Genomic DNA, 26027 nt, shown 5'->3' with positions numbered 1-26027 from the left:
CCGGAGCACACAATGAAGAAGAAGTTTACGCATGAATGGATCGAGAAGAACCCCTGGCTCCTGATCGGCCTGGTGCTGCTCGTGATCTCCTTCGGCGGCCTGGTCGAGATCGTGCCGCTGTTCTTCCAGAAGTCCACCACCGAGCCGGTGGCGGGATTGAAGCCCTACTCGCCGCTGCGCCTGGCCGGGCGCGACGTCTACATCCGCGAAGGCTGCTACAACTGCCATTCGCAGATGATCCGGCCGTTCCGCGCCGAGACCGAGCGCTACGGCCACTATTCGGTCGCGGGCGAATTCGTCTACGACCACCCGTTCCAGTGGGGCTCGAAGCGCACCGGTCCCGACCTGGCCCGCGTGGGCGGCCGCTACAGCGACGAATGGCACCGCACCCACCTCGACAACCCGCGCGACGTGGTGCCGGAATCGAACATGCCGGGCTATCCGTGGCTGGCCAAGGCCAAGCTGGACCCGAGCGAGATCATCCCGAAGATGCGCGCGATGCGCCGCCTGGGCGTGCCCTACACCGAGGCCGAGATCGCCGCCGCCCCGAGCGAGGTGACGGGCAAGACCGAGCAGGACGCATTGATCGCGTACCTGCAGGGCCTGGGCACCCAGATCAAGACGAGGAACTAACATGGCACTCCAACAAATCTTTGATGACGCAAGCAGCGTCATGACGGTGATCAGCTTCGTGACCTTCCTGGGCATCGTTGGCTGGACCTACGTGCTGCGCAAGGGCAGCGATTTCGACAAGGCTGCCGCGCTGCCCTTCGCGGACGAGGCAGGGGAGAACGAGCGTGGCTGATTTCTTCAACGAGTTCTGGCACTGGTACGTGGCCGTCATCACGGTGCTGTCGATCCTGGGCTGCGGCATCCTGCTGTGGTCGCAGTCGAGCTACCGCGTCAAGCTGGGCGCCGACGGCACGCCCGAGAAAACCACCGGCCACGTCTGGGACGAAGACCTGACCGAACTGAACACGCCGATGCCGCGCTGGTGGATCGTGCTGTTCTGGCTCACCATCGTGTTCGGCTTTGCCTACCTGGCCTTGTATCCGGGCCTGGGCAGCTATGCCGGCAAGCTGGGCTGGACGACCACCGGCGAGTACAGGGCCGAGCTGAAACAGGCCAGGCTTGAGTTCGGCCCGCTGTTCGCCAAATACGCCAACCAGGACCTGAAGCTGGTCGCCGCCGACCCGCAGGCCCATGCCATCGGCGAACGCCTGTTCCTGACCTATTGCGCGCAGTGCCACGGGTCGGATGCGCGCGGCAGCAAGGGTTTCCCCAACCTGGCCGACCGCGACTGGCTGCACGGCGGCGAGCCCGACGTCATCAAGCAGAGCATCATGCAGGGCCGGGTCGGCGTCATGCCGCCGATGGGCGCGGCGCTCGGTTCGGACAAGGACATCGAAAGCGTGGCCCATTATGTGCGCGACCTGTCCGGCCTGCCGGCGGACCCGATCAAGGTCGCCTTCGGCAAGCCGAAGTTTGCCGCCTGCGTGGCCTGCCACGGCGTGAAAGGCGAGGGCAATCCGGCCATGGGAGCGCCCAACCTGGCGGACAAGACCTGGCTGTACGGCGGCAGCCCGGAAACCGTGATGGAGACCATCCGCAAGGGCCGCACCAACACCATGCCGGCCTTCGGCGAGTTCCTCGGCGAAGAGAAGGTGCACGTGCTGGCAGCCTATGTATGGAGCCTGTCGAACGGGGCGGAATTGAAACCCATCGTGACGGCGCAAGCAAAATGAACTCCCCTCAGGAGGCGGTGGTCCGCCTGTACGCGGCGCGCGAAGAGATCTACCCGCGCGAGATCAAGGGCCGCTATGCCTCGCTGCGCTGGGCCTGCGTCTGGCTCACCCAGCTGCTGTTCTACGGCCTGCCATGGTTCGAGATGCACGGCCGCCAGGCGGTGCTGTTCGACCTGGCCAGCCGCAAGTTCTATCTGTTCGGACTGGTGCTGTGGCCGCAGGACTTCATCTACCTGGCCGCGCTGCTGATCCTGTGCGCCTACGGGCTGTTCCTGGTGACGGCGGTGGCGGGCCGGGTGTGGTGCGGCTTCGCCTGCCCGCAGACGGTCTACACCGAGATCTTCCTGTGGATCGAGCGCAAGTTCGAAGGCGCGCGCAGCAGCCGCATCCGCCTCGACCGCCAGCCCTGGACGCTGGAAAAGATCGCGCGCAAGGGCGGCAAGCACGCGGCCTGGGGCCTGGTGGCGCTGTGGACCGGCTTTACCTTTGTCGGCTATTTCACCCCGGTGCGCGAGCTGAGCTTCGACATCGCGACGTTCGGGCTCGGACCATGGGAAAGCTTCTGGGTACTGTTCTATGGGCTCGCCACCTACGGCAACGCCGGCTGGCTGCGCGAGCAGGTGTGCAAGTACATGTGCCCGTATGCGCGCTTCCAGAGCGCGATGTTCGACAAGGACACCCTGATCGTCACCTACGACGCCGCCCGCGGCGAGCCGCGTGGCGCGGTCCATGCCCGCACCGGGACCCCGAATGGCGGCGACTGCATCGACTGCAGCATGTGCGTGCAGGTATGCCCGACCGGGATCGACATCCGCAAGGGCCTGCAGTACGAATGCATCGGCTGCGCCGCCTGCGTGGACGCCTGCAACGGCGTGATGGACAAGGTGGAGCGGCCGCGCGGCCTGATCCGCTATGCGACCGAGAACGCGCTGGCGGCGAAACTCTCTCCGCGCCAGGTGCGGCGGCGCGTATTGCGTCCGCGCGTGATGATCTATGCCGCGGTGCTGGCGATCCTCGGCAGCGCCATGGTCGCCTCGCTGGCGCTGCGCAACCCGCTCAAGCTGGATGTGATCCGCGACCGCGGCTCGATGGGCCGGGAAGTCGACGACGGGATGATCGAGAACGTGTACCGGCTGCAGGTGATGAACACGCTGGAACAGGCGCAGCGCCTGCGCATCACGGTGGACGGCATCGCCTCGGCGAACGTGGTGGACGAGGACGTGGTCGAGATCGATGCGGCCACCACGCGCGCCGTGCCGGTGCGGGTGCGCATCGCCGGTGGAGATGGCCGGCCCGGCTCGAACCGGATCGCCTTCACGCTGGCATCGACAGACGGCGCCGCGCTGCAGGTGACGGAAGAAGCGGCATTCATCGTGCCCAAGTAAAAAGGAGCAAACAAGATGCGAGCAAATACGAGCCTCCAGCCGGCCGCCCCCTGGTACCGGCACCGCTGGCCCTGGTTCCTGATGATCGGCCCCGTGCTGGTGCTGGTCGGCGGCTTCGTCATGCTCTCGCTGGCGCTGAGCCGCCCGGACGCGATGGTGGTCGGCGACTACTACAAGCAGGGCAAGGCCATCAACCAGGAACTGAAGCGCGACCGCGCCGCCAGCCGCCTCGGGCTGCGCTTCGAGGCCGGCTACGATGCTGCGGCCGGGCGCGTCACCGGCACCCTGCTCAGCCATGGCGAGCCGGTGCGCGCACCCTTCCACATCCGCCTCGCGCATCCGACCCAGCCGGAACGCGACCGCGTCCTGGAAGCCCTGCCTGACGCCCGCGGCCGCTTCGTGGCGCAGGCACCGGGACTGGAGGCGACCCACTGGCAGGTCGTGGTGGAGGGGAGCGCGCGCGACTGGCGCCTGGCGCGCAGCTGGAGCTGGCAGCGCGAGCCGGTGCTGGCGATCACGGCGGATGTGGACGCGGGGAGCGGCGCCAAGCCCTGAATCGGGCTGCCTCTTCCATGACAGCTTCATGCCGCGCGCTCGGCCGGCATAAAAACTTGCTATGAGCTAGCATTTGTTGTGCTATCCTCAATTCGTTTCTCTGCTTCAAAACTGAAGTAATTGTTTCCGCCCTACCCGCCGCGCATACATCGCGCGCGCCACACAAAGGAAGACAATGAAGAAGAAATGGATCGTGATAGTGCCTTTGCTGGTGCTGGCCCTTGCCGGCATCGCTGTTACCATGCCGATCTGGGCGCACTTGTGGCAGATGTATGTGCCGCAGCCTAAGGTAGCGATCGATCGGGGCACAAGCCGCGAGGCCATCGATGGGCTGATCACCCAATACAACAGGCACTATGTCTTGCCCGACAAGGCGAAACAGGTCGAAGCCTTCCTGCGCCAGCGCCAGCAGGAGGGCATCTACGATCGGGTGACGGACGCCGAACAGCTGGCGCAGCAGCTCACCGACGACGTCCAGCGCATCGCCCCTGACCGCCACATGATGGTCGGGTTCAGCGCCGACACGTTCCCTCCTGACAGCAAGGGCGGGCCGCGGCCGGAGACGCAGGCGGACTGGGAGCGGCGCAACAACTTCGTGATGCGCCAGATCACCTACGTCATGGCGAACCCGGTCGACAAGGTCGAGCAGCTGGACGGCAACATCGGCTACCTGAAGATCTCCGGTTTCCCGCCACCCTTCATCTCGGGTCGCAGGTTCGCCGCTGCCATGGATGAACTTGCCGGTACCGATGGCCTGATCATGGACCTGCGCGGGCACCGCGGCGGCAATCCAGAAGGCGTGGCCTTACTCATCAGCTATTTCGTGGACCAGCGTACCCGCCTCAACGACATCTGGGATCGCAGCACCGGCACCAGCCAGCAGCACTGGAGCGTCGACAAGCTCGATGGAAAGCGCTATGGCAGCAAGAAGCCGGTCCTGATCCTGGTCGACCCCGACACCAAGTCGGCAGGCGAAGAGTTCGTCTACACGATGCAGGCACTCAAGCGCGCCACGGTGATCGGCGCGCCGACCTGGGGCGGCGCCCACCCGTCGCGCGCCTTCCGCATCGGCGAGCATTTCCTTGCCTTCATTCCCAACAGGCGCGCCATCAACCCGATCACCGGATCCAACTGGGAGGGCGCGGGCGTGATTCCGGATATCGCGGCGGCGCCGGACAAGGCGCTCGGGGTGGCCGAGGACCTGCTGCGGCGCCGGCTCGAGGAGGGCGCCGCGCTGGCCGCCGCGCGGCAGTAAGCTCGCCGGCCAGCGCGCTCGGCCCCGCGGCGGATTACGCGGCCGCGACCCGGAAGGCGGTCACGACACCGGCCGCAAACGGAATGGCGCAGATCGCCGCCACGCCGATCAGGATTGGCGCAGCCCAGGAGCGGCGCGCATAGCTTTCGCCGTGGTGGTCGTCGACATGCTTGATCTGCTGGTAGGCCGACCCCGCACCCCAGGCGCCGAACAATGCCAGCGAGGCCCACCAGGGCACGGAGAGATCGTCGCGGCCAAGCAGCGCGCCCGCGGCGCCGGCGGCGTAACTGGCGATGGCAATCAGGAGCATGCCGGCGAACCAGTAGCGCGCTTGCCTGGCCTTGTCCGGCTGTCCGAGCCGCTCCCAGTTGCGCATGTGGAGCCAGGCGCCGAAGGCCGGTGTGAAGACCAGGCTCCACAGTGCGGCGGCGGTCGGGTTCCATAACGCGATCGCCTGGTTATCGCTGATGGGGATGCTGTCTGCCGTTTTGTCCATGCCTGTCTCCATTTGATTTCCAAGTGGAAACAGCATAGTTGCTCAGCACAGCAGCGCCCTTGACATGCGGCAGCAAGGCAACGCGCCGCCGGCGGCCGCTTGCGCTGCAACGACATCCTACTCGGCCTTGAAGCCGCGCCCCGTCGCCGCCCAGTAGATGCCGCCATACAGGTGGTGCAGGAACACCGGGTCGCGGTAGGTGGCCTGCATGTGCCCCAGCGCCGTGTAGAAGGCGCGCCCGCCATCGTAGGCCTGGTACCAGCTGATCGGGTGGAACGCGCCCATGCCCTTGCTCTTGCCGGTTTCGGGTTTGTAGGTGGACTCGTCGACGCTCAAGAGGTAATTCAGCTTGCCGGAAGTCGGCGGGCCGAACTCATACCATTCCTCGGTGAACAGGGTGCGCGGCGCGAAGCGCTCCATGCCGGGGAAGTTGCGGTCGCGCACCTGCAGCACCGCGGTCTGCACCGCCGGATGCACGTGGAACATGTGGCCGACCATCTTCGTGTACCACGGCCAGCCGTATTCGGTGTCCGAGGCGCTGTGCACGCCTACGAAGCCGCCGCCCTTGCGGATGTAGCGCTCGAAGGCGGCCTGCTGCTTGTCGTCGAGCACGTCGCCGGTGGTCAAGAGGAAGACGACGGCCTGGTACTTGGACAGTTCGGCGTCGTTCATCACGCGGCCCGCGTCGGCAGTCCAGAAGACCTTGAAGTCGTGCAGCTTGCCCAGTTCCTCCACGGCGCTCACGCCTGCGTGCACGGCGTCATGGTGCCAGCCGGCGGTCTTGGTGAACACGAGGACGTTGAACTGTTCGGCCTGGGCTGGCGCGGCAGCCAGCAGGGAAGCGCCCAGCAGTGCCGGCGCCATGAAAGAAAACTTCATTTTTGTCTCGATTATGAATTATTATTTCACCGCAACAATGGCAGTGAGCGCATGCCCGAAGGCAAGGGCAATAATAGTTCAATAATCGAACTTAATGGGCGGGGCCGAACGCGCGTGGCCGGCCCGACCAGGTAAGACGGGTATGCTGGACCACTTCGCTCCAGCTGTCCCCGATCCTGGTGAACTCCACCTGGTAGGGACGCGGTCCGGCAAGTCCGCCGCGCTCGTAGCGTACCAGCACCGTATCCGGCCGCACTTCGGCCCAGACCAGCCGCGCATGGAAGGTGCCGGGCTTGCGCACGCAAGCCTCGCTGAACGGCCCGCCGACGTCGGCCATGCCATCCTCGCGGCGCAGCAGCAGTTCGCGCACCGCGTCCGGCAATTCGGCCATGGTGGTCGGGTAGGTGGGTTCGGCGGCGCGGCCATCGATCCCCGCCAGCAGGAGGGCAAGGAAGGCAAGGGAGGCTATCGGGCGTCGGAGCATGCGCATGTCGGGTCCTCGTGGATGGCTCCGGCCCAGTCTAGCAGCGTATGGACGGCCTGTCTGTACATACCACGGGCGCGTTGTTTCTTTGACCTTTTTCATGTTAGATTCCTCCGCGGCAAGCACGGCGCCCGGCGCCGTCGACCGACACCACAACGACCAAGGATACGAGACCAAGATGCCATCCCTCTGCCAGCGCAGCCTGCGCGCCGCCATCGCCGCCCTGTTCATCCCCGCCGCCATCGCGGCGGCAAGCCTGCCGGGCGCCGCACTGGCCGCGCCCGCGGCCAAGGCAGCCAGCGCCAAGCCGAACAAGGCCTTCGATACCTGGGCCGACAAGTTTGCCGAAGACTGGGTGCGCCTGAACCCGCAGATGGCCACGTCCACCCAGTACTTCAGCGGCGCCGCGCAGGCGAAGCTGGACCGCGAGCTGACGCCGATGACGAAAGCCCATCGCCAGAAGATGCAGGCGCTGGCCAGGACCGGCCTGGCGCGCCTGGACAAGTGGATGGCCGGCCCGCTCGACGAAAACCAGCGCATCTCGGCCGCGGTCATGCGCTGGTCGCTGCAGAACGTGATCGCCAACGAGCCCTACGAGGACCATGCCTTCGTGTTCTCGCAGTTCAGCGGGGTGCAGGTCGGCCTGGTCAACTTCATGAACACCACCCATCCGCTGCGCAACCCGCAGGACCTCGACAGCTACCTGGCGCGCCTGGAGCAGGTCGGCACCCGCATGGACGAAGCGCTGGCGCGCGCCCGCGAGGCCGCCGCCAAGTCCCTGATCCCGCCGCGCTTCATCCTCGAGCGCGCGCAATTCCAGGTCGACAGCTTCCTCAAGCCGGCGGCGAACGAGAACGTCCTGGTGACCTCGCTGGCCCAGCGCACCGAGAAGATCGAAGGCCTGAACCCGGACGTGCGCAACGCCGCACTGGCGCGCGCCGCCCGCATCGTGGACGAGCGCATCCGCCCGGCCTACAAGCGGGTGCAGGAATTCATGGCCGAGATCCACCCGCGCACCGGTGACGTGGCCGGCATCTCGCGCCTGCCGAACGGCGCCGCGGCCTATGCGCGCGCGGTCGAGAACTTCACCAGCACCAAGCTGAGCCCGAACGAGATCCACGAGATCGGCCTGCGCGAAGTGGCGCGCATCGAAGGCGAGATGGATCGCCACTTGCGCTCGCTCGGCCTCCTTGAAGGCAACATCGAAACCCGCATGAAGCAGCTCGATGCGCGCTTCCAGCCGAAGGGAGAAGGCGACCCGCGCCCGGCCATCATCGCCAGCTACGGCGAGATGGTGAAGGACGCCGAGCGTCGCAGCGCCCCGCTGTTCAACCTGAAGCCGCGCGCGCCGGTCGAGGTGCGCCGCGTGCCGCCGCTGACCGAACCCTCGGCCGCCGCCCACTACACGCTGCCGGCGCCGGACGGCACCCGCCCGGGCATCTTCTGGGTGCCGCTGCGCGGGCCCAGCTTCGACATGATTCGCATGCGCAGCCTGGCCTACCACGAGGCGGTGCCGGGCCACCACTTCCAGCTGGCGATCCAGCAGGAACTGACCGGCATCCCGAAATTCCGCAGCCAGCGCATCTTCAGCGGCGGCAGCGCCCACGCCGAGGGCTGGGCGCTGTACACCGAGCGCCTGGCGGTGGAGCAGGGCTGGTACGAAGGCGACGTGCCCGGCCTGCTGGGGGCGCTCGGTTCGGAACTGTTCCGCGCCCGCCGCCTGGTGGTCGACACCGGCCTGCATTCGAAGGGCTGGACCCGCCAGCAGGCGATCGACTACGGCATCGGCGCCCAGGAAGTCGAGCGCTACGTCGTCTGGCCGGGCCAGGCGAATGCCTACATGATCGGCATGCTGCGCATCATCGAGCTGCGCGAGAAGGCGAAGAAGGAACTGGGCGACAAGTTCTCGCTCCCGGGCTTCCACGACCTGGTGCTGGGCGCGGGCTCGGTGCCGCTCGACGTGCTGGGCGAGCTGGTGGATGGCTGGATCGCCAAGCAGAAGAAGGCGTGACCGGGCCGTGAAGTCGACGCTGGCCATGCTTGCGCTGTCGGCGCTGTCCTGTGCGAGCGCAGCCGCGCCCCTGTCCGCACCCCAGGCCGAGGCCCTGACGCGCCGACTGCAGGCCATCGTCGACGACCCCGCCATCCCGCTCCCCGGCCTGGCGGTGGTGGCGGTCCGTGGCGGCGAGATCGTCTACAGCCGCCAGTTCGGCTACAAGCGCCTGGCCAGCGCTGCCCTGCCGGCGCAGCCGATGGATGCCGACACGATGTTCCGCATCGCCTCGGTGTCCAAGCTGGTGACCGCGCTGGGCGCCATGAAGCTGGTGGAGCAGGGCAGGCTGGCGCTGGACCAGGACGTCAGCGCCTGGCTCGGCTACCGGCTGCGCAATCCGCACTTCCCGGACCAGCCGATCACCCTGCGCATGCTGCTCACGCACACCTCCTCGCTGCGCGACGAGGGCGGCTTCAAGTTCGACCCTTCGGTCGACCTGAAGGAGGTCTTGCTGCCGGGCGGACGCCTGCACGGCAAGGGCGCCATGTGGTCCAGCACCCATGCGCCGGGGCGCTACTTCGAATACGTCAATTTCAACTCCGGCATCATCGCCACCATCATGGAGCGCGCCGGTGGCGAACGCTTCGACCGCCTGATGCGGCGCCTGCTGTTCGATCCGATGGGTCTGAAGGCCGGCTTCTACCTGGCCGACTTCACGCCAGCCAGGATCGAGGATGCGGCGACGCTGTACCGGCGCCGCGAGAAGGACGGCGACGAACGCTGGGACCCGCAAGGCCCGTGGATCGCGCAGTCCGACGATTTCCACGTCAACCCGCCAGTCGCGCCGCCGGGGCTGGAGCGCTACGTCGTGGGCACCAACGGCACCCTGTTCGGCCCGCAGGGCAGCCTGCGCATCTCGGCCAACGAGTTGGCGCAGCTCATGCTGATGCTGATGAACGGGGGTGACCATCAGGGCCGGCAGATACTGAAGCCGGAAACGGTGGCCGCCATGCTCGCGCGCCAATGGACCCTGCGGCCGGGCAGCGGCAACGGCGACAGCGACAACTTCCGTGGCCTGTACCACGCCTGGGGCCTGGGCAACCAGCACTTCCTCGATGTCAGCATTGTCAGGGACGGCCGGGCCAGCGGCGATCGCCTGGTGGAAGGCGGCGGCTTCACCGGCGTCGGCCACCTGGGCTGGTCCTGGGGCCTGAACGCCTTGTTCGTGTTCGATCCGACAACGAAGAACGGCATGATCTACGTGGGCAGCGGCGTGGGCGACGACCCCGACCGCCACCCCGGACGCTTCTCGTCCGAGGCGCGCTTCCAGGAACGCATCACGGACGCCCTGTACCGCGGCGCGATCGCCGCACCGAAGGAAGGAGCACCGTAATGCCCGACTGGCTAAGCGCAGTTGCACAAGGATTGTTCTGGGTGCTGGCGATGACGCTGACCATGCGCTGGCTGGCGCGAGGCAGGCAGCGTGGCGCCCCCGTCGCTGGCAGCGGCTGCGTGCAGCATCACGCGGGTTCGCTCGTCATCGGGGTGATCTGCACGCTGTTCTTCGTCGGCGTGATGGTGGCGGCCAGCATCTGGCCGGACGAGGGCGTCAATGCCTGGTTCTATGCCTTCATGACGGGCTTCGTACTGCTGGGGGCCTACCTGGTGGCCGACTGGCGTTTCGCACGCCATACCGTGTCGGACGCAGGCATGGATTTCGGCCGCCCGACAGGCCGTCGCGTGGCTTTCGGCTGGGCCGAAGTCCGGCACGTCCGCTTCTCGAAGAGCTGGAACTGGTTCAGGATCGAGCTGCAGTCGGGCGAGGTCGTGCGCGTGTCCGGCATGATGACGGGCCTGCCCGAATTCGCCGCCAAGGTGCTGGAAGGGGTTCCGGAAGCGCGCATCGACGCCGGCACCCTCGCGATGCTGCGCGACACCGCAAACGGCAAGCTCCCCCCGGTCTGGGAGTAAGCGCCCGGCAATCGTTGCCACGGTTCCGCTTTGCCTCTACACTGCTCGCGCACACGCTGTCTTTCACGACCTTCTTTCGCAGGAGCGCAGCATGGAAACACAAGAAATCTACCGCGGCCGACTCATCGACCACATCCAGCTCGTGGTCAGGGACCTGCCCGCATCGCGCAGGTTCTACGGCGCCGTGTTCGAGGTGCTGGGCATTCCGCTGGGCGGCGCGGGCGACGATTATTTCTGGGCCGACGAACTCTTCATCTCCAGCCGCGACAGCGCGGCCGCGCAAGGCGTGCTCACCGGCCGCCACCACCTGGCCTTCCAGGCGCGTGACCGCAAGATGGTCAATGCCTTCTATTTCGCGGCCCTGGCCGCCGGCGGCAGGGACAACGGCCGCCCCGGCGAGCGCGCCTACCACCCGGGCTACTACGGCGCCTTCGTGCTCGACCCGGACGGCAACAACATCGAAGCCGTCTACCACGGCGAGGCGAAGCAAAGCGCGCCACACGTGCGCGTGAGCTTCTGACACGGCGGCGCAGCCTGCGGTGGAAACCGCTATACTGCGCCGACCATGCGCATCCAGATTTTCTCCGACCTGCACCTCGAACGCTACGCCGGTTTCAATCCGCAGATCCACGCCGACACCGACGTCGTCGTGTTGGCGGGCGACATCGGCTCCTACCAGGCCGGGTCGCGCCTGACCGACGCCGATTTCGGGCTCGAACGCTTCTCGCCGCTGCGCCCCGGCGCCAATGGCGCGCGTGTCCTGTACATCCCCGGCAACCACGAATTCGATGGCCTCGACTACGACCAAGCCTACGCGCGCCTGCGCGCCAGCTGCGCGCGCCTCGGCATCGAATGGCTGGACCGCGAAACGCTCGTCATCGGGAGTATCCGCTTCATCGGCACCACGCTGTGGAGCGACTTCGACGCGCTGGCGCTGCGCGAGCAGGAGCTGAGCAAGCAGCTGCAGAAACGCGAAAAGGCCTTCCGCGCCGCCAACTGGTACCTGTCGAAGAACACCACGCTGAAGAACGGCGAGAAGGTGCTGGCCGAGGGCATCCGCGAGATGGCGCTGGACTGCCAGGACTGGCTGCGCGGGGCGCTGGCGGCGCCCTTCGAGGGGAGCACGGTGGTGGTGACCCATTTCGCGCCCAGCCTGCAAAGCGCCGACCCGCGCTACGGCCTCACGCCCGGCACCGCGGGCTTCTGCAATGCGCTCGACGGCTTGTTCCCCCAGGCCGACATCTGGATCCACGGCCACCTGCACTGCGCCAACGACTATGTGGTCAGCGGCGTCGATGCCGGCCGGCCCTGGACCTGCCGCGTGGTGGCCAACCCGCTCGGCTACCTCAGCAAGGGCGAGCAGCAAGCATTCCGGCCCGAGCTGGTGATCCAGGTGTAAGAAGGGAGCGCCTGGCGCTCCCTGGAACCGCTCAATTGCGGTGGGCGGCGGCGCAGGACACCACGCCAGCCAGCAAAAGCACCAGCGCCGCCGCCTCCAGGCCGCTGGGCCAGCGCGCCTCCCACAGGAAGCCGTAGAGCGAGGCGAACACGGTCTCGAACACGATCATCTGGCCCATCAGCGCCATCGGCAGGGCGCGGCTGGCGTAGTTCCACAAGGCGTTGCCGATCACGGAACAAAAGATCCCGACCGCCGTCACCACGCCGAGGAACTGCAGCCATTCGCTGCCCGTGTGCGCGGCGCCGCCAGGCGGGAAGGCCGGCAGCGCCAGCAGCAGGGCCTGGGCGCCCGTCATCACCCCCACCAGCAGGCTCCATTCGTTGGCCGAAATGCCCTCGAGGCGCGCCAGCCAGCGCCGGTTGACGGCCGCATAGAAGGTCCACGACAGCAGCGCGCCGATCGCCGACAAGAGGCCGATGCCCGACCCGCCATCCAGGGAAGACAAGGAATCCCAGCTGATGCAGGCCAGGCCGGCCCCGCCCAGCAGCAGGGAGGGGACCAGGCGCCGCAAGGACACCGCGCCGTGCTCGCGCAAGCCCGCCAGGGTCACGGTGATCGGCAGCAGCCCGATCACGATCGAGGTCATGGCCACGCCACCCAATTGGACGGCCTGGGCCAGGAACAGGTAGTACACGATGTTGCCCGCCAGGCTGAGCCAGGCCAGGCCGCGCCAGTCGGCCCGGGTCAGGCGCTGCCTGAGCCGCGGCCAGGCGCGGGCGACGAGGATGGCGGCGACGATGCCATAGGCCAGGTAGCGGCCCGCCGCCAGCTGCAGGGCCGAGAAGCCCGGCACCAGTTCCGGGGCCAGGAACACCAGGCCCCAGAAGGCGCCCGCGGTGATGCCGGCGCCGATGCCGAGCTGGGTGGTGTGGGCTGTGGCGTGAATCTGCGAAAGCATGGTCGATCTCCTTGGGAAGGGAGATTGTCGTCCGGATGCCCGCGGCGCTCTTGACCCTGGCTACTGCTGGTTTGACAGATTCTCGCGATACGCGCGCCGGTAGGCCGCGGGCGTGGTGTCCATCGCCCTGCGCATGGCACGGGTCAGCGCGCTCTGCTCGGAAAAGCCCGCTGCCAGCGCGATCTCGGCCACCGGGCGCGCCGTCGCACGCAGCCATTCGCAGGCATGGCGCAGGCGGCAGTCCAGCAGCCAGTCGTGGGGCGTGCTATCGCGCTCTTCGCGAAACAGCGCATGCAGGCGGCTGACGCTCAGGCTGGCGGCGCGCGCCATGGCCTCGGTGGTCCAGGGCAGGCCAGGTTCGGCCTCGATGCGGGCGAGCAGGGCCGCCAGACGCGAGCCAGGCGCGGGCGCGCCCAGCACCAGGGTGTCGAGCAGCAGCGGGGTCCAGCCGGCCAGCACGGAAGGCGCGGGCGGCCGGGTGGCGGCCATGATGCCCATGAATTCGACCAGCTTGCGGGCCGCGGGACCGATGGCGCCGAAGGGCTGCTCGAGCAGGCGCTGCCAGGGTCCTTGCGCGAAGGTATCCGGTCCCAGGTCGACGATCAGCGACCGGTTGGCCACCGGGCTGCACTGCGAGTGCCAGGCGCCGGGCGCCACCACCGCCACGCGCAGCGGATCGAGCCGGGCCTGGCGGCCTTCGATTTCCACGGCGACTTCGCCGCTCACGGGCAGCACCAGCTGGCCGAACTCGTGGCGGTCCGAGCTGCGCGCGGCGCCATAGCTGCGCAGGTGCAGGTCGAGCAGCGGCGCAGCCATCCTGGCTGATCCTAGCCCATCGGGCTGCAGACGTCGGTGCCGGCCGCCAGCGCCTTGAGCTTGGCCGGGTCGAGCAGGGTGACTTCGCGCTTGTCGACCTGCAGCCAGCCCTGCTTCTTGAAGCGCGACAGCAGGCGGCTGATGCTTTCGATGGTGAGCCCGAGGTAGTTGCCGATGTCTTCGCGCGACATGCGCAGCTGGAAGCTGTGCGGCGAATAGCCGCGCGCCGCGTAGCGTGCCGACAGGTTGACCAGGAAGACGGCAAAACGCTGCTCCGCCCGCATATTGCCGAGCAGCAGCATAACGTTCTGTTCGCGCGTGATTTCCTGGCTCATGATGCGGTGGAAGTGGCGCAGCAGGGCCGGCACGTGGCCGAACAGCTCTTCCAGGCGCGAGAACGGGATCTCGCACACCTCGCTGTCCTCGAGGGCCACGGCGTCGCAATGGTGGGTGCCGCTGATGGCGTCCATGCCCAGCAGTTCGCCGGCCATCTGGAAGCCGGTGATCTGGGCTTCGCCGGCGGCGTTCACCTGATAGGTCTTGAAATGGCCGAAGCGCACCGCGTACAGGTTGCGGAAGGGCTCGCCCATGGCGTACAGGCGCTCGTCGCGCGCGAGGCGGCGGCGGCGGCCGATGATCTGGTCGAGGCGATTGATGTCGGCATCCTCGAGGCCCATCGGCAGGCACAGCTGGTGCATGCTGCACGCGCTGCAGCTGGCCTTGAGGGCCTGGATGACCTTCGCTTCGCCCGGGAGCGAGATGGGTTGGTTCATGGCATGGAAACGAAAATGCTGACGCGGCCATTATAGACAAAGGCCGCGTCCGCGGGTTTCATTTCCAAATAACAAGCCCGATTACAGGTGATGCCGGTGTTCCGCCTTCATCCTGTAGTACTCCTGGCGGCCCTTGGCGCGCACGGTCGCGGCGACCTCGGCTGCTTCCTGCGCCGCCTGGTTCACGGTCGCGAAGGCGTCGGCGTTCCCCTTGAGCGCTTCCACGGCCTGCTGCGATTGCGCCGTGCCCGCCAGCGCCAGCCCGAAGGTGGCCGACACCGCCAGCTCGGCGGCCAGGGTGTCGAGGCTCGGCGCCACCACGTCCTGCGCCGCCTTGGCCGCCTGCAGCTCGGCGCTGGCCTGGGGCGCTGCCAGCGTGCGCGCCAGGTCCATGTCGCCGGCGACCCGCGCCAGGAAATCGAGCGCCGCGCGGCTGCCGGACCGGTTGGCCAGGTCGCCGAGGCGCAGCAGGGCCGTGTTCCTGGCATTGAACACGGCACGGCCGGCGCGCGGCTGCTGGACGAAGTCGATCATCGGCTGGACCGCGATCTCGCTGCCGATGTAGCCGAGGGTGGCCACGATCTGGGTCAGGAACTCCTCGTGCTGCTCCGGCTCGTTCACCAGCCAGTCCAGCAGCAGGCGGGCGTCCTTCTCGCCGTACTGCGAGGCCAGCTCCCATGGCACGCCCTCGATCCAGTGCTGGGAGACGAAGTCGCGCACGTCGGCAGGCAGCGCCAGGCCGCCTGCGCCGCAGGAGCAGCCGCCGGCGGCCATCACCTTGCCGCTGATGCTGAGCGGGCCCGAAAGGAAGGCCGAAGACTCGGCCGCGTTGACCACGTGGTGGTCGGCGCCGACGGACGGGTACATGACCGCGCGCGGGTCGTCGGTGCGGTGGCTGAGGCCGCAGTTGTGGTCGTACTCGTGCACCCAGATCAGGCCTTCCTGGTTCGCGGTGAAGCGCACCGCGGCCACGTTGACCGAGGCGCTGCCGACCGGGGCGCAGCCGATGATGCCGTCGCCGGGGCCGCCGCACCAGCGGATGGCCTGCACGATCTTGACCCCGCTGCCTGCGGTCAGGAGGGCATTCAGGTCGTTTGACGTCTGGATGGTGCCGGGGATGTTCGCCGGCAGCAGCCGGACCGCGCCGTTGCGCACGAAACGGACCGGGGTCGCGACGTCCGGCCCGGTGTCGTCGTTCTGGAGGATCGTGCCCATGTCGGCCAGGATCCGGTCGGCCTCGGCTTCGCTCAGGGCCACGCTGCTGTGGCGGTGCACCGTGACCGAGACCGTGCGCAGGCCAGGGGGCGCCGCGGGCGGGTTGACGACGAGGTAGTCGACGTACAGCGAAATGTCGGCGCTCCACTCGATGTTGACCCTGATGTCGACGCCGTTGAAGCGCGGGGCGACGTTGTGCAGGGTGTAGCGGGCCGCGCCGATGAACTTGCCGGCGGGCGGTCCGCCCGGCACGCCTTCGCCGATGGCCACGAAGACCTGCGAGCCGGGCTGGATCAGGTCCCAGTTGAGCCGCAGCAGCCATTCGCCGCGGCGCATGCCCCAGTCGTGGCGGTAGGTCAATCCGGTCCCCTGCAGCGCGGGCTGCACGCCTTCCGTGCCGACGCTCGCTTCGGCGACGGCCCAGGAGCCTTCGGTGCTTGATGAATCCGCGCGCTCCTGCGTTCCGGGGTCGAGGAGCAGTGCTGCGTCCTGGTCGAGACGATCGTTTGGTGCCATGGGAATCTCTTGGTGCGCTTCAAGGGTTGATGATCGGGTTGTAGCGGGCCGAGCCGATGAACTTGCCGGCGCACGGGCCGCCGGATCGCGAGTCCGCATGCATGCTGGATACACAGGATTCCGGCTGCCGCCGGGCTCGAATCGTCAGCCAATATAGACGAGTGGTTTGAGTCGGCAGGATCGATCTGACGGGTCATTAATATGGATCAGTGACCCCGAGTTTTCTGTGGGAAGGAAAGGTTTCGACGCCGAAAGCAGACCCGGTCCTGCGCATGCATAAAAAGCGACCCGCATGCCGCCGAAGCCAGGTTTTGGCGTATCAAATCGACATCGCCAAGCGTGCGCACCCTTCCCGCATGCTAGATTCTGGACACCACAACGGAGTACGACGAGCAAAAGGGGCCCGCATGTTCGGTTTGTCCGCTTTGGATCTGGCGCGCGTGCAATTCGCGTTCACGATGTCCTTCCACATCCTGTTCCCGGCGATCACGATTGGCATGGCCAGCTACCTGGCCGTGCTCGAGCTGTGCTGGCTGCGCACGAAGCGCCAGGTCTACGTCGACCTCTACCACTACTGGCTCAAGATCTTCGCCGTCTGCTTCGGCATGGGGGTGGTGTCGGGCATCGTGATGGCCTACCAGATCGGCACCAACTGGAGCTACCTGTCCGAGTTCGCCGGCAGCATCATGGGTCCGATCCTGTCCTACGAGGTGCTGACCGCCTTCTTCCTCGAAGCCGGCTTCCTGGGCGTGATGCTGTTCGGCTGGACCCGCGTCGGCCCCGGCCTGCACTTCGCGGCCACCTGCGCGGTCGCGGTCGGCACCCTGATCTCGGCCACCTGGATCCTGGCCGCCAACAGCTGGATGCAGACCCCGCAGGGCTATGCCATCGAAGGCGGCCGCATGGTCCCGGCCGACTGGCTGGCGATCGTCTTCAACCCGTCCTTCCCGTACCGGCTGCTGCACATGGTGATCGCCGCCTATCTCACCACGGCCCTGATCGTCGGCGCCACCGGAGCCTGGCAGCTGCTCAGGGGCCGCGACAATCCGGCGGTGCGCAAGATGCTGTCGATGGCGATGTGGATGATCCTGCTGGTGGCGCCGATCCAGGCGGTGGTGGGCGACTTCCACGGCCTGAACACCCTGAAGCACCAGCCGGCCAAGCTGGCGGCCATGGAAGGGCACTGGCAGAACGAAGGCGACCAGGCGATCCCGCTGCTGCTGTTCGGCGTGCCCGACATGGAAGAGGAACGCACCAAGTACGCGGTCGGCATCCCGCACCTGGGCAGCCTGATCCTCACCCATTCCTGGAACGGCCAGTTCCCCGGACTCAAGGATTTCCCGCGCGACGAGCGGCCCAATTCGCTGATTGTGTTCTGGAGCTTCCGCCTGATGGTGGGCCTGGGCCTGCTCATGATCGCGCTCGGCGCCTGGAGCCTGTGGCTGCGACGCAAGCGGGAAGGGGAGGCGCGCCTGTGGCGCAACCGTCTGTTCCTGCGCTTCGCCCTGTGGATGGGGCCGGCGGGACTGGTCGCCATCCTGGCCGGCTGGACCACCACCGAGGTGGGCCGCCAGCCCTGGGTCGTGTATGGGGTGCTGCGCACCGCCGACGCGGTATCGAAGCATGGCGCCGCCGAGCTCGGCCTGACCCTGGCCCTGTTCGTGGTGGCCTATATCTTCGTGTTCGGCACCGGCACCGTCTACCTGCTGCGCATGATGCGCAAGGGGCCGCAGCGCTTCGAGCTGCATACGCCGGCCCGGGGCGGCCCGGGCGAGGAACGCACGCCCAGCCGGCCGCTGTCGGCCGCCGACGTGCAGAACGACGACGACGAGGGCGAGGCCAGCCCGGATCGCCTCGGCCGCGACAAGGAGGAACCCGGTCATGGGCATTGACACCACCGTCATCTGGGCGATCATCATTTTCTTCGCCGTCTTCATGTATGTGCTGCTGGACGGCTTCGACCTGGGCATCGGCCTGCTGTTTCCCTTCAGCCCGAAAAAGCGCGACCGCGACACCATGATGAACACGGTGGCGCCGGTCTGGGACGGCAACGAGACCTGGCTGGTGCTGGGCGGCGAGGGGCTGCTGGCGGCCTTCCCGGTGGCCTATTCGATCATCCTGTCGGGGCTGTACCTGCCGCTGATCTTCATGCTGGTCGGCCTGGTATTTCGCGGCGTGGCCTTCGAATTCCGCTTCAAGGCCAAGGATCACGAGCGCCACCTGTGGGACAAGGCCTTCATCGGCGGCTCGGTGGTGGCCAGCTTCTTCCAGGGCGTCTCGCTGGGCGCTTTTCTCAACGGCATCGCGGTGTCGGGGCGCAGCTATGCCGGCGGGCCGCTCGACTGGATCGCACCCTTCCCGCTGCTGGCCGGGTTCGGGGTGATGATCGCCTACACCCTGCTGGGCGCCACCTGGCTGGTGATGAAGACCGAGGGCGAGCTGCAGGCGCGCATGATCCAGGTGGCGCGTCCCCTGGCCCTGATGCTGCTCGCGGCCATCGTCATCGTCAGCATCTGGACGCCCTGGCGCGACCCGGCGGTGGCGGCGCGCTGGTTCAGCTTCCCGAACATCGTGTTCCTGGCGCCGGTGCCGGTGCTGGTGGCGGTGTTCATCGTGCTGCTGCTGCGCTCGCTCAACGGCCGGGATGAGCACATGCCGCACCGTGTGCCTTTCGTGGCGTCGCTGGCCCTGATCTTCCTCGGCTACAGCGGCATGGCGATCAGCATCTGGCCCCATATCGTGCCGCCCGCGATCTCGATCTGGGAAGCGGCCTCGCCGCCCAGCAGCCAGGGCTTCGCGCTGGTCGGCACCCTGTTCATCCTGCCCATCATCCTGATGTACACGGCCTGGTCGTACTGGGTGTTCCGGGGCAAGGTCAAGGCCGACGCGGGGTATCACTGATGGTCGGGCCACGAAAGGTGACCCGGCGCGAATGGCTGCGGCGCCTGGCCTGGATGGCGGCACTCTGGCTCGGCGGCGTGTTTACCTTGTCGGTGGTAGCCTACGTGATCCGGACCCTCATGCATGCCCTGGGCATGCGTTGAGCATGATTTGATGGCACCGTGTCATCAACCGTGCGCGGCCTGCCGCGCTGGAGGACTACACTGCTGGTGACCCTTTGCCAACAGGAGAGCAGCACGTGTCCCACCCTGACGCGCCGTCGATCAACCGTCCCGCCGACCCCGCCATCACTGTCGCCGTACCGCTACCGCTGTCGGGCGAGGACCAGGCGCGCGCCGATCTGTATGCGCTGCTGTCGCGCCTGCTGCTGGCGGCGCCGGACGGCGCCCTGCTGGACGCGCTGGCGCATGCCGACCCCATCCTTTCCGAAGGGGGCGATCCGGCCCTGGAGCAGGCCTGGGAAGCCTTGAGCCTGGCCTCGGGCGTCATGGACCCGGATGCGGTGGCCGAGGAGTTCGACGCGCTCTTCATCAGCGTCGGCACGCCGCCCGTCAATCCCTACGGCTCGCGCTACCTGGCCGGCTTCATGAACGACACCCCGCTGGCCGAGCTGCGCGCCGACCTGGCGCGCTTCGGCATCGGCCGGGTGCGCGGCGTCGGCGAATTCGAAGACCACCTGGGCGCCCTGTGCGAGACGATGCGCGTCCTGATCACCGGCGCGCCCGGCATTGCGCGCCAGCCGCTCGCGCGGCAGCAGGCCTTCTTCGAAGTCCACATCGCGCCCTGGTACGAACGCTGCCTGGCCGACATCGCATCAAGCGAGGGCGCCAATTATTACCGGCTGGTCGCGCGCCTGGCCGGCGCCTTCCTCGCCATCGAAGCCGAAGCCTTCGTGGTCGGGGAAGCGCTCACTGAATCAATGGTTTAACTGAAGCGAGGCACAGCATGGAACAGCATCCGCAGCTACTTGAACACGGACAGGACGGCAAGCCGGCCGCAGGCGCCGGGCACGATGTGCCGGATCCCAGCCGCCGCGGCTTCCTGAAGGCCGCGCCGCTGGGAGCGCTGGCCGTCGTGGCAGGCACCGCCGAGGCCGCCGATACGCCGGCGCCCCCGCCCGCCGCGAAGCCGCAGGTCAAGCGCGGCTACCACGAAACCGAGCATATCCGCCGTTACTACGAGACCGCCGCCTACTGGTGAGCACAAAGGGAGAACCAGCATGTCCCTCGTGAAGTCCGTCCGCGACAGCGGACTCAAACGGCGCCGCTTCCTGGTCGGCGCCGGTGTCGCCGCCGGCGCCGGCGCCCTGGCCAGGCAGCTGCCGCTGAACGTGATCGAACCGGCGCATGCCGACCAGGCCCCCGACGCCCCGGTGCCCACCGAGATCAAGCGCACCATCTGCAGCCACTGCTCGGTGGGCTGCTCGGTGGACGCGGTGGTGGCCAACGGCGTCTGGGTGCGCCAGGAAGCCGCCTTCGATTCGCCCATCAACATGGGGGCGCACTGCGCCAAGGGCGCCTCGGTGCGCGAGCACGCCTTCGGCGAGCACCGCCTGCGCTACCCGATGAAGCTGGTGAACGGCAAATACGTGCGCATGTCCTGGGACCAGGCCATCAACGAGATCGGCGACAAGCTGATCGAGCTGCGCCAGAAATCCGGGCCGGACGCGCTGATGGTGATCGGCAGCTCCAAGCACAACAACGAACAGGCCTACCTGCTGCGCAAGTGGGTCTCGTTCTGGGGCTCGAACAACTGCGACCACCAGGCGCGCATCTGCCACTCGACCACGGTCGCGGGCGTGGCCCAGACCTTCGGCTACGGGGCGATGACCAACTCCTTCAACGACTTGCACCACAGCAAGGCGGTAATGTTCATCGGCTCCAACCCGGCCGAGGCCCACCCGATCTCGATGCTGCACTTCCTGCACGCCAAGGAGCTGGGCGCGAAGATGATCGTGATCGATCCGCGCTTCACCCGCACCGCGCGCTTCGCCCACCACTACGTGCGGGTGCGCCCCGGCACCGACATCCCGCTGGTATGGGGCATCCTGTGGCACATCTTCCAGAACGGCTGGGAGGACAAGGAATACATCGCGGCCCGCACCTACGGCATGGAAGACGTGCGCAAGGAAGTGGCAAAATGGACCCCGGATAAGGTCTCCGACATTACCGGCGTGCCGGAAGCCTCGGTCAAGATGGCCGCCGAGATGCTGGCCAAGAACAAGCCTTCCTCGGTGGTCTGGTGCATGGGCATCACCCAGCACACAGTCGGCACCGCCAACGTGCGCGCGCTGTCCATCTTGCAGTTGGCGCTGGGTAACATCGGTGTCCCGGGCGGCGGCGCCAACATCTACCGCGGCCACGACAACGTGCAGGGCGCCACCGACGTCGGCCCCAACGGCGACTCGCTGCCGGGCTACTACGGCATCGCCGAGGGCGCCTGGAAGCACTTTGCCGGCGTCTGGGGCGTGGACTACGAATGGATCAAGTCGCGCTTCGGCTCCAAGGAGCTGATGGAAAAGCCGGGCATCACGGTGTCGCGCTGGTTCGACGCGGTCAACGAAGAAAACCAGTACATCGACCAGCCGAGCAATCTGCGCGCCGTGTTCTACTGGGGCCATGCGCCCAACAGCCAGACCCGCCTGCCGGACATGAAGGCGGCCATGCAGAAGCTCGACATGCTGGTGGTGATCGATCCCTACCCGAGCATGACCGCCTCGATGCACGGGCGCACCGACGGCGTCTACCTGCTGCCGGCCGCCTCGCAGTTCGAGACCTCGGGTTCGTGCACGGCCTCCAACCGCAGCATCCAGTGGCGCGAGCGCGTCATCCTGCCGCTGTTCGAGTGCAAGAGCGACCACGAGATCATGTACCTGTTCGCCAAGAAGCTGGGCTTCCACAACGAACTGTGCAAGAACATCAAGGTGGTGCTCAACGAGCCGGTGGTCGAGGATATCCTGCGCGAGATCAACCGCTCCTGCTGGACCATCGGCTACACCGGTTGCTCGCCGGAGCGCCTGAAACTCCACATGGAGAACAAGCACACCTTCAACCCGACCACCCTGCGCGCCGACGACGGTCCCTGCAAGGGCGACTACTACGGCCTGCCGTGGCCGTGCTGGGGCACGCCGGAAATGAAGCATCCCGGCACCCCGATCCTGTACGACCTGAACAAGTCGGTGGCCGAGGGCGGCCTGCCGTTCCGCGCCAACTGGGGCGTCGAGCACAACGGCGAGTCGCTGCTGGCCGCCGACGGCTCGACCAACAAGGACAGCCAGCTCGACGTCGGCTACCCCGAGTTCGACCACGTGTTCCTGAAGAAGCTCGGCTGGTGGGCCGAGCTCACGCCCCAGGAGCAGGCGATGGCCGAGGGCAAGAACTGGAAGACCGACAACTCGGGCGGCATCATCCGCGTCGTCATCGGCCACGGCTGCGCGCCTTTCGGCAATGCACGGGCACGCTGCAACGTGTGGAACTTCCCGGATCCGGTGCCGACCCACCGCGAGCCGCTGGCTTCGCCGCGGCGCGACCTGGTCGCCAAGTACCCGACCTACGACGACAAGGCCAACTTCTGGCGCCTGCCGACGCTGTTCAAGTCGGTGCAGGAGGTCGACTATTCGAAGGACTTCCCGCTGATCATGACCTCCGGCCGCCTGGTCGAGTACGAGGGCGGCGGCGAGGAAACCCGCTCGAATCCTTGGCTGGCCGAGCTGCAGCAGAACATGTTCGTCGAGATCAACCCGCGCGACGCGGCCCAGATCGCGGCCAAGGTCGGCGACTACGTCTGGGTCGAGACCCCGACCGGGGCGCGCCTCAAGATGATGGCGATGGTCACCGAGCGGGTGCCGATCGGCCTGGTCTGGATGCCGTTCCACTTCGGCGGCTGGTGGATGGGCGAGGACCTCGAGCGCCATTACCCGGAAGGCGGCGCGCCGACCGTGCGCGGCGAGGCCTGCAACACGGGCTGGACCTACGGTTACGACGCCGTGACGATGATGCAGGAAACCAAGGTATCGCAGTGCCGGATCGTCAAGGCCTGAGGCGCATCGAGATCAACTGAAGAGCGGAGGAGAACGGCATGGCCGCGAGAATGAAATTTATCTGCGACACGGAGCGCTGCATCGACTGCAACGGCTGCGTGACCGCGTGCAAGAACGAACACGAGACACCCTGGGGCATCAACCGGCGCCGGGTGGTGACCATCAACGACGGCATCCCGGGCGAGCGCTCGGTGTCGGTGGCGTGCATGCACTGCACCGACGCGCCCTGCCTGGCGGTGTGCCCGACCAACTGCATCTACCACACCGAGGACGGCATCGTCCTGCACAGCAAGGACCAGTGCATCGGCTGCGGCTACTGCTACTACGCCTGTCCGTTCGGCGCGCCGCAGTTCCCGGAGACCGGCATGTTCAACCACCGTGGCAAGATGGACAAGTGCACCTTCTGCGCCGGCGGCCCGGAACCGGATACGTCGGAAGCCGAGTTCAAGAAATACGGCCGCAACCGCATCGCCGAAGGCAAGCTGCCGGCCTGCGCCGAGCAGTGCGGCACCAAGGCCCTGCTGGGCGGCGAGGCGAACCAGATCGCCGACATCTACCGCCAGCGCGTCGAGACGCGCGGCTACGGCCCCGAGCTGTGGGGCTGGAAGATCGCCTACGGCCGGCCCAAGCGCGGCGGCGAGATCAAGACCAAGGGCGACCTGCCGCGGGTGAACCAGCAGGTCGGCGACGTGCAGAACGACCCGGGGAGGATTGTCCAATGAAAAAGCTCCGCTATTGCGTCCTGGCGCTGCCGCTGCTGCTGTCCGGCTGCCTCGAGGTCGAGCAGTTCCCCGGCTGGCTGCACGGCGAATATGCAGGCAAGGAAGACCAGCGCCATTTCCAGCAACGCTTCCACAATGACAGGCTGGCCTGGTCGGCCACGGTCCAGAACCGTGCCATGAAGCAGAACGAATACAACCGGGCCAACCCCTGAGGAGCCGACCATGCACGCCATTTCCTCGCGCGCGTCGCAGTTGCTGACGCAGTTGCTGATTACTGGCCTGGTGCTGGCACTGCTGTCGACGGCCGCCTGGGCCGGCGTACCCAACAAGGACGCCAAGCCCGCCTATGCCGAGGAGCAGACCATGCTCCAGATCGAAGGCGATTCGGTGGTGAAGGAGCCGGGCCTGACCAACGCGGCCTCGGGCCGGGTCCACATGGACCGCCACTTCCTGGGCCAGTACGGCGCCACCGAGGCCAACGTCATCGTCCAGCGCGGCGGCAACACCTGGCGCCACCTGCGCAACGGCCCGCTCGCCAGCATCGCCGGCTTCATCCTGCTGGCGGTGCCGCTCCTGATCTTCGTGTTCTACAAGGCGGTCGGCGCCGCCAAGGAAGTACCGCCGTCCGGACGCCAGATCAAGCGCTTCACCAAATGGGAGCGCCAGGTACACTGGGCCACGGCCTACAGCTTCATCGCCCTGGCGATTACCGGCATCATCATCATGTACGGCAAGAAGATCATGCTGCCCTGGATGGGACACGACCTGTTCTCCTGGTTCGCCATCATTTCCAAGTACCTGCACAACTTCGTCGGGCCGCTGTTCATCGTCTGCTCGGTGCTGATGTTCATCACCTTCCTGCGCCGTAACTTCTTCAACCGGAACGACTGGCAGTGGGTGAAGCAGGGCGGCGGGCTGGTATCGCACAAGCATCCGCCGGCCGGCTTCTTCAATGCGGGCGAAAAGGCATGGTTCTGGCTCGGCGTGACCCTGCTGGGCATCCTCATGTCGATCACCGGCCTGATCCTGGACTTCGTCACCTTCGGTCAGACCCGCTACGTGCTGCAGGTGGCCAACTACCTGCACATCGGCGGCGCCGCCCTGTACATCGCCGCCGCGATGGGCCACATCTACATCGGTACCTGGGGCACGCCGGGGGCCTACCAGGCCATGCGCGAAGGCCACGTCGACGAGAACTGGGCCGCCGCCCACCATTCGCTGTGGCTGGAGCAGGTCCGCAACGGTACCGCGAGCGACCCGGCGCACCGTCCGCACCCCGACGCCAGGCCGGGCCGCCCGAGCCCGCGTCCGGGCCCGGCCGCCTGAGGCATAGAGGACCACCATGAAAGCATCCACCATCATCACCCACGGCGCGCTGGCCCTGTTTGCGGTGCTGGCCAGCGGCTGCGACCGCGGCCGCAACCCGAGCGTGGGCGGCATCGAACAGACCAAGTACCCGGGCCAGGTCACGGCCGGCGGCCGCACCGCGGGCGCCATCATCGCCAGCACGGCCAAGCCGGTCACCGATGCGACCTACGCCGGCGGGCAACCGGGCACTGCCGGCGGTTCAGGCGGCAATACCGGCGGCGCGCAACTCGGCGGCTCCACGACCGAAACCGGCGGCGGGCCGTCCTCCGGTGTCGCGCCGTCATCCGGTGCGCAGCCGGGAACGCAAACGCAGCCTGGCGACAACGGCAAACCGGCGGCGCCGGCGCCGGGCACGGTGGAGGCGCCGGCCGCCACCAATGCGGCCCCGCAAGGCCCCGCCGCGCCGGGAACACTGGGAGCCAAGCAATGAACATGAATACACATCGCCCATTGCGCTGGGTGCTGGCCGGCCTGCTGGCCTGCAGCGCTTCCAGCTGGGCGGCCTTGAAGCCGCCGACCCCGGCCCAGCAGCAGGAGGCCGCCGCCAAGAAGGCCGC

General features: G+C 67.3%; 28 protein-coding genes. 21 read left to right on the top strand and 7 right to left on the bottom strand.

Annotated features, from left to right (window positions below; translation table 11 throughout):
- Positions 1–12: 12 nt before the first annotated feature.
- The 6 genes from ccoO to B2R83_RS22010 all read left to right on the top strand — a co-directional run bounded on the left by ccoO (position 13) and on the right by B2R83_RS22010 (position 4940).
- Complete coding sequence (gene ccoO, locus B2R83_RS22035) at positions 13–633, top strand: cytochrome-c oxidase, cbb3-type subunit II (RefSeq protein ID WP_036208150.1); 621 nt, start codon at positions 13–15, stop codon at positions 631–633.
- Between the two features lies 1 nt (position 634).
- Positions 635–805: a cbb3-type cytochrome oxidase subunit 3 gene (locus B2R83_RS22030; protein ID WP_036208152.1), complete on the top strand. Its 171-nt coding sequence runs from the start codon at positions 635–637 to the stop codon at positions 803–805.
- Entirely contained in the window at positions 798–1745 is a 948-nt protein-coding gene (gene ccoP / locus B2R83_RS22025; RefSeq protein WP_036208156.1) for a cytochrome-c oxidase, cbb3-type subunit III, read from the top strand. Before B2R83_RS22030 ends, ccoP begins: the two co-directional genes overlap by 8 nt.
- Positions 1742–3130 carry a cytochrome c oxidase accessory protein CcoG gene (gene ccoG / locus B2R83_RS22020; RefSeq protein WP_036208159.1) on the top strand — a complete coding sequence of 463 codons (1389 nt, stop codon included), beginning with the start codon at positions 1742–1744 and terminating at the stop codon, positions 3128–3130. The genes ccoP and ccoG overlap by 4 nt, the downstream gene beginning before the upstream one ends.
- Before the next feature lie 15 nt (positions 3131–3145).
- Positions 3146–3685, top strand: coding sequence for a FixH family protein (locus B2R83_RS22015; RefSeq protein WP_292045020.1), 540 nt, complete (start codon positions 3146–3148; stop codon positions 3683–3685).
- A gap of 175 nt (positions 3686–3860) precedes the next feature.
- Positions 3861–4940, top strand: a complete 1080-nt coding sequence (locus tag B2R83_RS22010; protein ID WP_292045018.1) for a S41 family peptidase — start codon at positions 3861–3863, stop codon at positions 4938–4940.
- 34 nt (positions 4941–4974) lie between these two features.
- Here B2R83_RS22010 and B2R83_RS22005 read toward each other — a convergent pair whose 3' ends face one another.
- The 3 genes from B2R83_RS22005 to B2R83_RS21995 all read right to left on the bottom strand — a co-directional run bounded on the left by B2R83_RS22005 (position 4975) and on the right by B2R83_RS21995 (position 6805).
- A complete protein-coding gene (locus tag B2R83_RS22005; RefSeq protein ID WP_292045016.1) occupies positions 4975–5436 on the bottom strand; it encodes a hypothetical protein in 462 nt (153 codons plus the stop codon).
- 117 nt (positions 5437–5553) lie between these two features.
- A complete protein-coding gene (locus B2R83_RS22000; RefSeq protein WP_292045014.1) occupies positions 5554–6315 on the bottom strand; it encodes a ThuA domain-containing protein in 762 nt (253 codons plus the stop codon).
- A gap of 91 nt (positions 6316–6406) precedes the next feature.
- Positions 6407–6805, bottom strand: coding sequence for a hypothetical protein (locus tag B2R83_RS21995; protein ID WP_292045012.1), 399 nt, complete (start codon positions 6803–6805; stop codon positions 6407–6409).
- 172 nt (positions 6806–6977) lie between these two features.
- Between B2R83_RS21995 and B2R83_RS21990 the strand changes: the two genes are divergently transcribed.
- The 5 genes from B2R83_RS21990 to B2R83_RS21970 all read left to right on the top strand — a co-directional run bounded on the left by B2R83_RS21990 (position 6978) and on the right by B2R83_RS21970 (position 12162).
- Positions 6978–8810, top strand: a complete 1833-nt coding sequence (locus B2R83_RS21990) for a DUF885 domain-containing protein (RefSeq protein ID WP_292045010.1) — start codon at positions 6978–6980, stop codon at positions 8808–8810.
- 7 nt (positions 8811–8817) lie between these two features.
- On the top strand, positions 8818–10185 hold the full coding sequence (locus B2R83_RS21985) for a serine hydrolase domain-containing protein (RefSeq protein WP_292045008.1): 1368 nt from the start codon (positions 8818–8820) through the stop codon (positions 10183–10185).
- Complete coding sequence (locus B2R83_RS21980) at positions 10185–10763, top strand: PH domain-containing protein (protein WP_292045006.1); 579 nt, start codon at positions 10185–10187, stop codon at positions 10761–10763. Before B2R83_RS21985 ends, B2R83_RS21980 begins: the two co-directional genes overlap by 1 nt.
- 91 nt (positions 10764–10854) lie before the next feature.
- On the top strand, positions 10855–11283 hold the full coding sequence (locus B2R83_RS21975; protein WP_292045004.1) for a VOC family protein: 429 nt from the start codon (positions 10855–10857) through the stop codon (positions 11281–11283).
- Between the two features lie 45 nt (positions 11284–11328).
- Positions 11329–12162, top strand: coding sequence for a metallophosphoesterase (locus tag B2R83_RS21970; protein ID WP_292045002.1), 834 nt, complete (start codon positions 11329–11331; stop codon positions 12160–12162).
- 31 nt (positions 12163–12193) lie between these two features.
- Here B2R83_RS21970 and B2R83_RS21965 read toward each other — a convergent pair whose 3' ends face one another.
- From B2R83_RS21965 to B2R83_RS21950, 4 genes are all read right to left on the bottom strand, one after another.
- Complete coding sequence (locus B2R83_RS21965; RefSeq protein WP_292045000.1) at positions 12194–13120, bottom strand: DMT family transporter; 927 nt, start codon at positions 13118–13120, stop codon at positions 12194–12196.
- A 60-nt stretch (positions 13121–13180) separates the two neighbouring features.
- Positions 13181–13936 carry a helix-turn-helix transcriptional regulator gene (locus B2R83_RS21960; RefSeq protein ID WP_292044998.1) on the bottom strand — a complete coding sequence of 252 codons (756 nt, stop codon included), beginning with the start codon at positions 13934–13936 and terminating at the stop codon, positions 13181–13183.
- 11 nt (positions 13937–13947) lie between these two features.
- A complete protein-coding gene (gene fnr, locus B2R83_RS21955) occupies positions 13948–14709 on the bottom strand; it encodes a fumarate/nitrate reduction transcriptional regulator Fnr (protein ID WP_027863600.1) in 762 nt (253 codons plus the stop codon).
- A gap of 81 nt (positions 14710–14790) precedes the next feature.
- Complete coding sequence (locus tag B2R83_RS21950; RefSeq protein ID WP_292044994.1) at positions 14791–16440, bottom strand: hypothetical protein; 1650 nt, start codon at positions 16438–16440, stop codon at positions 14791–14793.
- A 407-nt stretch (positions 16441–16847) separates the two neighbouring features.
- On the opposite strand from B2R83_RS21950, the gene B2R83_RS21945 reads away from it, so the two are divergent.
- The 10 genes from B2R83_RS21945 (at position 16848) to B2R83_RS21900 (ending at position 25900) form a co-directional block, all read left to right on the top strand.
- On the top strand, positions 16848–18332 hold the full coding sequence (locus B2R83_RS21945; protein WP_292044990.1) for a cytochrome ubiquinol oxidase subunit I: 1485 nt from the start codon (positions 16848–16850) through the stop codon (positions 18330–18332).
- Entirely contained in the window at positions 18322–19341 is a 1020-nt protein-coding gene (gene cydB / locus B2R83_RS21940; protein ID WP_292044987.1) for a cytochrome d ubiquinol oxidase subunit II, read from the top strand. The genes B2R83_RS21945 and cydB overlap by 11 nt, the downstream gene beginning before the upstream one ends.
- Positions 19341–19484 carry a DUF2474 domain-containing protein gene (locus B2R83_RS21935; RefSeq protein WP_292044985.1) on the top strand — a complete coding sequence of 48 codons (144 nt, stop codon included), beginning with the start codon at positions 19341–19343 and terminating at the stop codon, positions 19482–19484. Before cydB ends, B2R83_RS21935 begins: the two co-directional genes overlap by 1 nt.
- Before the next feature lie 95 nt (positions 19485–19579).
- Positions 19580–20269, top strand: coding sequence for a TorD/DmsD family molecular chaperone (locus B2R83_RS21930; RefSeq protein WP_292044983.1), 690 nt, complete (start codon positions 19580–19582; stop codon positions 20267–20269).
- A gap of 17 nt (positions 20270–20286) precedes the next feature.
- Positions 20287–20541, top strand: coding sequence for a twin-arginine translocation signal domain-containing protein (locus tag B2R83_RS21925; protein ID WP_292044981.1), 255 nt, complete (start codon positions 20287–20289; stop codon positions 20539–20541).
- 19 nt (positions 20542–20560) lie between these two features.
- Positions 20561–23380, top strand: a complete 2820-nt coding sequence (locus B2R83_RS21920) for a formate dehydrogenase subunit alpha (RefSeq protein WP_292044979.1) — start codon at positions 20561–20563, stop codon at positions 23378–23380.
- Positions 23381–23418: 38 nt separating this feature from the next.
- The gene (gene fdh3B, locus B2R83_RS21915) at positions 23419–24102 is read left to right on the top strand and encodes a formate dehydrogenase FDH3 subunit beta (RefSeq protein ID WP_292044977.1); all 684 of its coding nucleotides are present in this window, start codon (positions 23419–23421) and stop codon (positions 24100–24102) included.
- Positions 24099–24314 (top strand): hypothetical protein, encoded by a 216-nt coding sequence (locus tag B2R83_RS21910; protein WP_285378872.1) that lies wholly within the window; start codon positions 24099–24101, stop codon positions 24312–24314. The genes fdh3B and B2R83_RS21910 overlap by 4 nt, the downstream gene beginning before the upstream one ends.
- A gap of 10 nt (positions 24315–24324) precedes the next feature.
- Positions 24325–25428, top strand: a complete 1104-nt coding sequence (locus B2R83_RS21905; RefSeq protein ID WP_292044973.1) for a formate dehydrogenase subunit gamma — start codon at positions 24325–24327, stop codon at positions 25426–25428.
- Between the two features lie 16 nt (positions 25429–25444).
- Positions 25445–25900, top strand: a complete 456-nt coding sequence (locus tag B2R83_RS21900) for a hypothetical protein (RefSeq protein WP_292044972.1) — start codon at positions 25445–25447, stop codon at positions 25898–25900.
- Positions 25901–26027: the final 127 nt, after the last annotated feature.

Source organism: Massilia sp. UBA6681, from assembly GCF_002454935.1.
Lineage (GTDB): Bacteria > Pseudomonadota > Gammaproteobacteria > Burkholderiales > Burkholderiaceae_D > Telluria > Telluria varians.
Note: the sequence above shows the minus strand (reverse complement) of the source record. Positions and strands in the feature narration are given on the sequence as shown.

Coding starts and splice junctions, on each gene's coding strand:
- ccoO (WP_036208150.1), top strand. CDS start 13: ATGAAGAAGAAGTTTACGCATGAATGGATCGAGAAGAACCCCTGGCTC.
- B2R83_RS22030 (WP_036208152.1), top strand. CDS start 635: ATGGCACTCCAACAAATCTTTGATGACGCAAGCAGCGTCATGACGGTG.
- ccoG (WP_036208159.1), top strand. CDS start 1,742: ATGAACTCCCCTCAGGAGGCGGTGGTCCGCCTGTACGCGGCGCGCGAA.
- B2R83_RS22015 (WP_292045020.1), top strand. CDS start 3,146: ATGCGAGCAAATACGAGCCTCCAGCCGGCCGCCCCCTGGTACCGGCAC.
- B2R83_RS22010 (WP_292045018.1), top strand. CDS start 3,861: ATGAAGAAGAAATGGATCGTGATAGTGCCTTTGCTGGTGCTGGCCCTT.
- B2R83_RS22005 (WP_292045016.1), bottom strand. CDS start 5,436: ATGGACAAAACGGCAGACAGCATCCCCATCAGCGATAACCAGGCGATC.
- B2R83_RS22000 (WP_292045014.1), bottom strand. CDS start 6,315: ATGAAGTTTTCTTTCATGGCGCCGGCACTGCTGGGCGCTTCCCTGCTG.
- B2R83_RS21995 (WP_292045012.1), bottom strand. CDS start 6,805: ATGCGCATGCTCCGACGCCCGATAGCCTCCCTTGCCTTCCTTGCCCTC.
- B2R83_RS21990 (WP_292045010.1), top strand. CDS start 6,978: ATGCCATCCCTCTGCCAGCGCAGCCTGCGCGCCGCCATCGCCGCCCTG.
- B2R83_RS21980 (WP_292045006.1), top strand. CDS start 10,185: ATGCCCGACTGGCTAAGCGCAGTTGCACAAGGATTGTTCTGGGTGCTG.
- B2R83_RS21975 (WP_292045004.1), top strand. CDS start 10,855: ATGGAAACACAAGAAATCTACCGCGGCCGACTCATCGACCACATCCAG.
- B2R83_RS21970 (WP_292045002.1), top strand. CDS start 11,329: ATGCGCATCCAGATTTTCTCCGACCTGCACCTCGAACGCTACGCCGGT.
- B2R83_RS21965 (WP_292045000.1), bottom strand. CDS start 13,120: ATGCTTTCGCAGATTCACGCCACAGCCCACACCACCCAGCTCGGCATC.
- B2R83_RS21960 (WP_292044998.1), bottom strand. CDS start 13,936: ATGGCTGCGCCGCTGCTCGACCTGCACCTGCGCAGCTATGGCGCCGCG.
- fnr (WP_027863600.1), bottom strand. CDS start 14,709: ATGAACCAACCCATCTCGCTCCCGGGCGAAGCGAAGGTCATCCAGGCC.
- B2R83_RS21950 (WP_292044994.1), bottom strand. CDS start 16,440: ATGGCACCAAACGATCGTCTCGACCAGGACGCAGCACTGCTCCTCGAC.
- B2R83_RS21945 (WP_292044990.1), top strand. CDS start 16,848: ATGTTCGGTTTGTCCGCTTTGGATCTGGCGCGCGTGCAATTCGCGTTC.
- cydB (WP_292044987.1), top strand. CDS start 18,322: ATGGGCATTGACACCACCGTCATCTGGGCGATCATCATTTTCTTCGCC.
- B2R83_RS21935 (WP_292044985.1), top strand. CDS start 19,341: ATGGTCGGGCCACGAAAGGTGACCCGGCGCGAATGGCTGCGGCGCCTG.
- B2R83_RS21925 (WP_292044981.1), top strand. CDS start 20,287: ATGGAACAGCATCCGCAGCTACTTGAACACGGACAGGACGGCAAGCCG.
- B2R83_RS21920 (WP_292044979.1), top strand. CDS start 20,561: ATGTCCCTCGTGAAGTCCGTCCGCGACAGCGGACTCAAACGGCGCCGC.
- fdh3B (WP_292044977.1), top strand. CDS start 23,419: ATGGCCGCGAGAATGAAATTTATCTGCGACACGGAGCGCTGCATCGAC.
- B2R83_RS21910 (WP_285378872.1), top strand. CDS start 24,099: ATGAAAAAGCTCCGCTATTGCGTCCTGGCGCTGCCGCTGCTGCTGTCC.
- B2R83_RS21905 (WP_292044973.1), top strand. CDS start 24,325: ATGCACGCCATTTCCTCGCGCGCGTCGCAGTTGCTGACGCAGTTGCTG.
- B2R83_RS21900 (WP_292044972.1), top strand. CDS start 25,445: ATGAAAGCATCCACCATCATCACCCACGGCGCGCTGGCCCTGTTTGCG.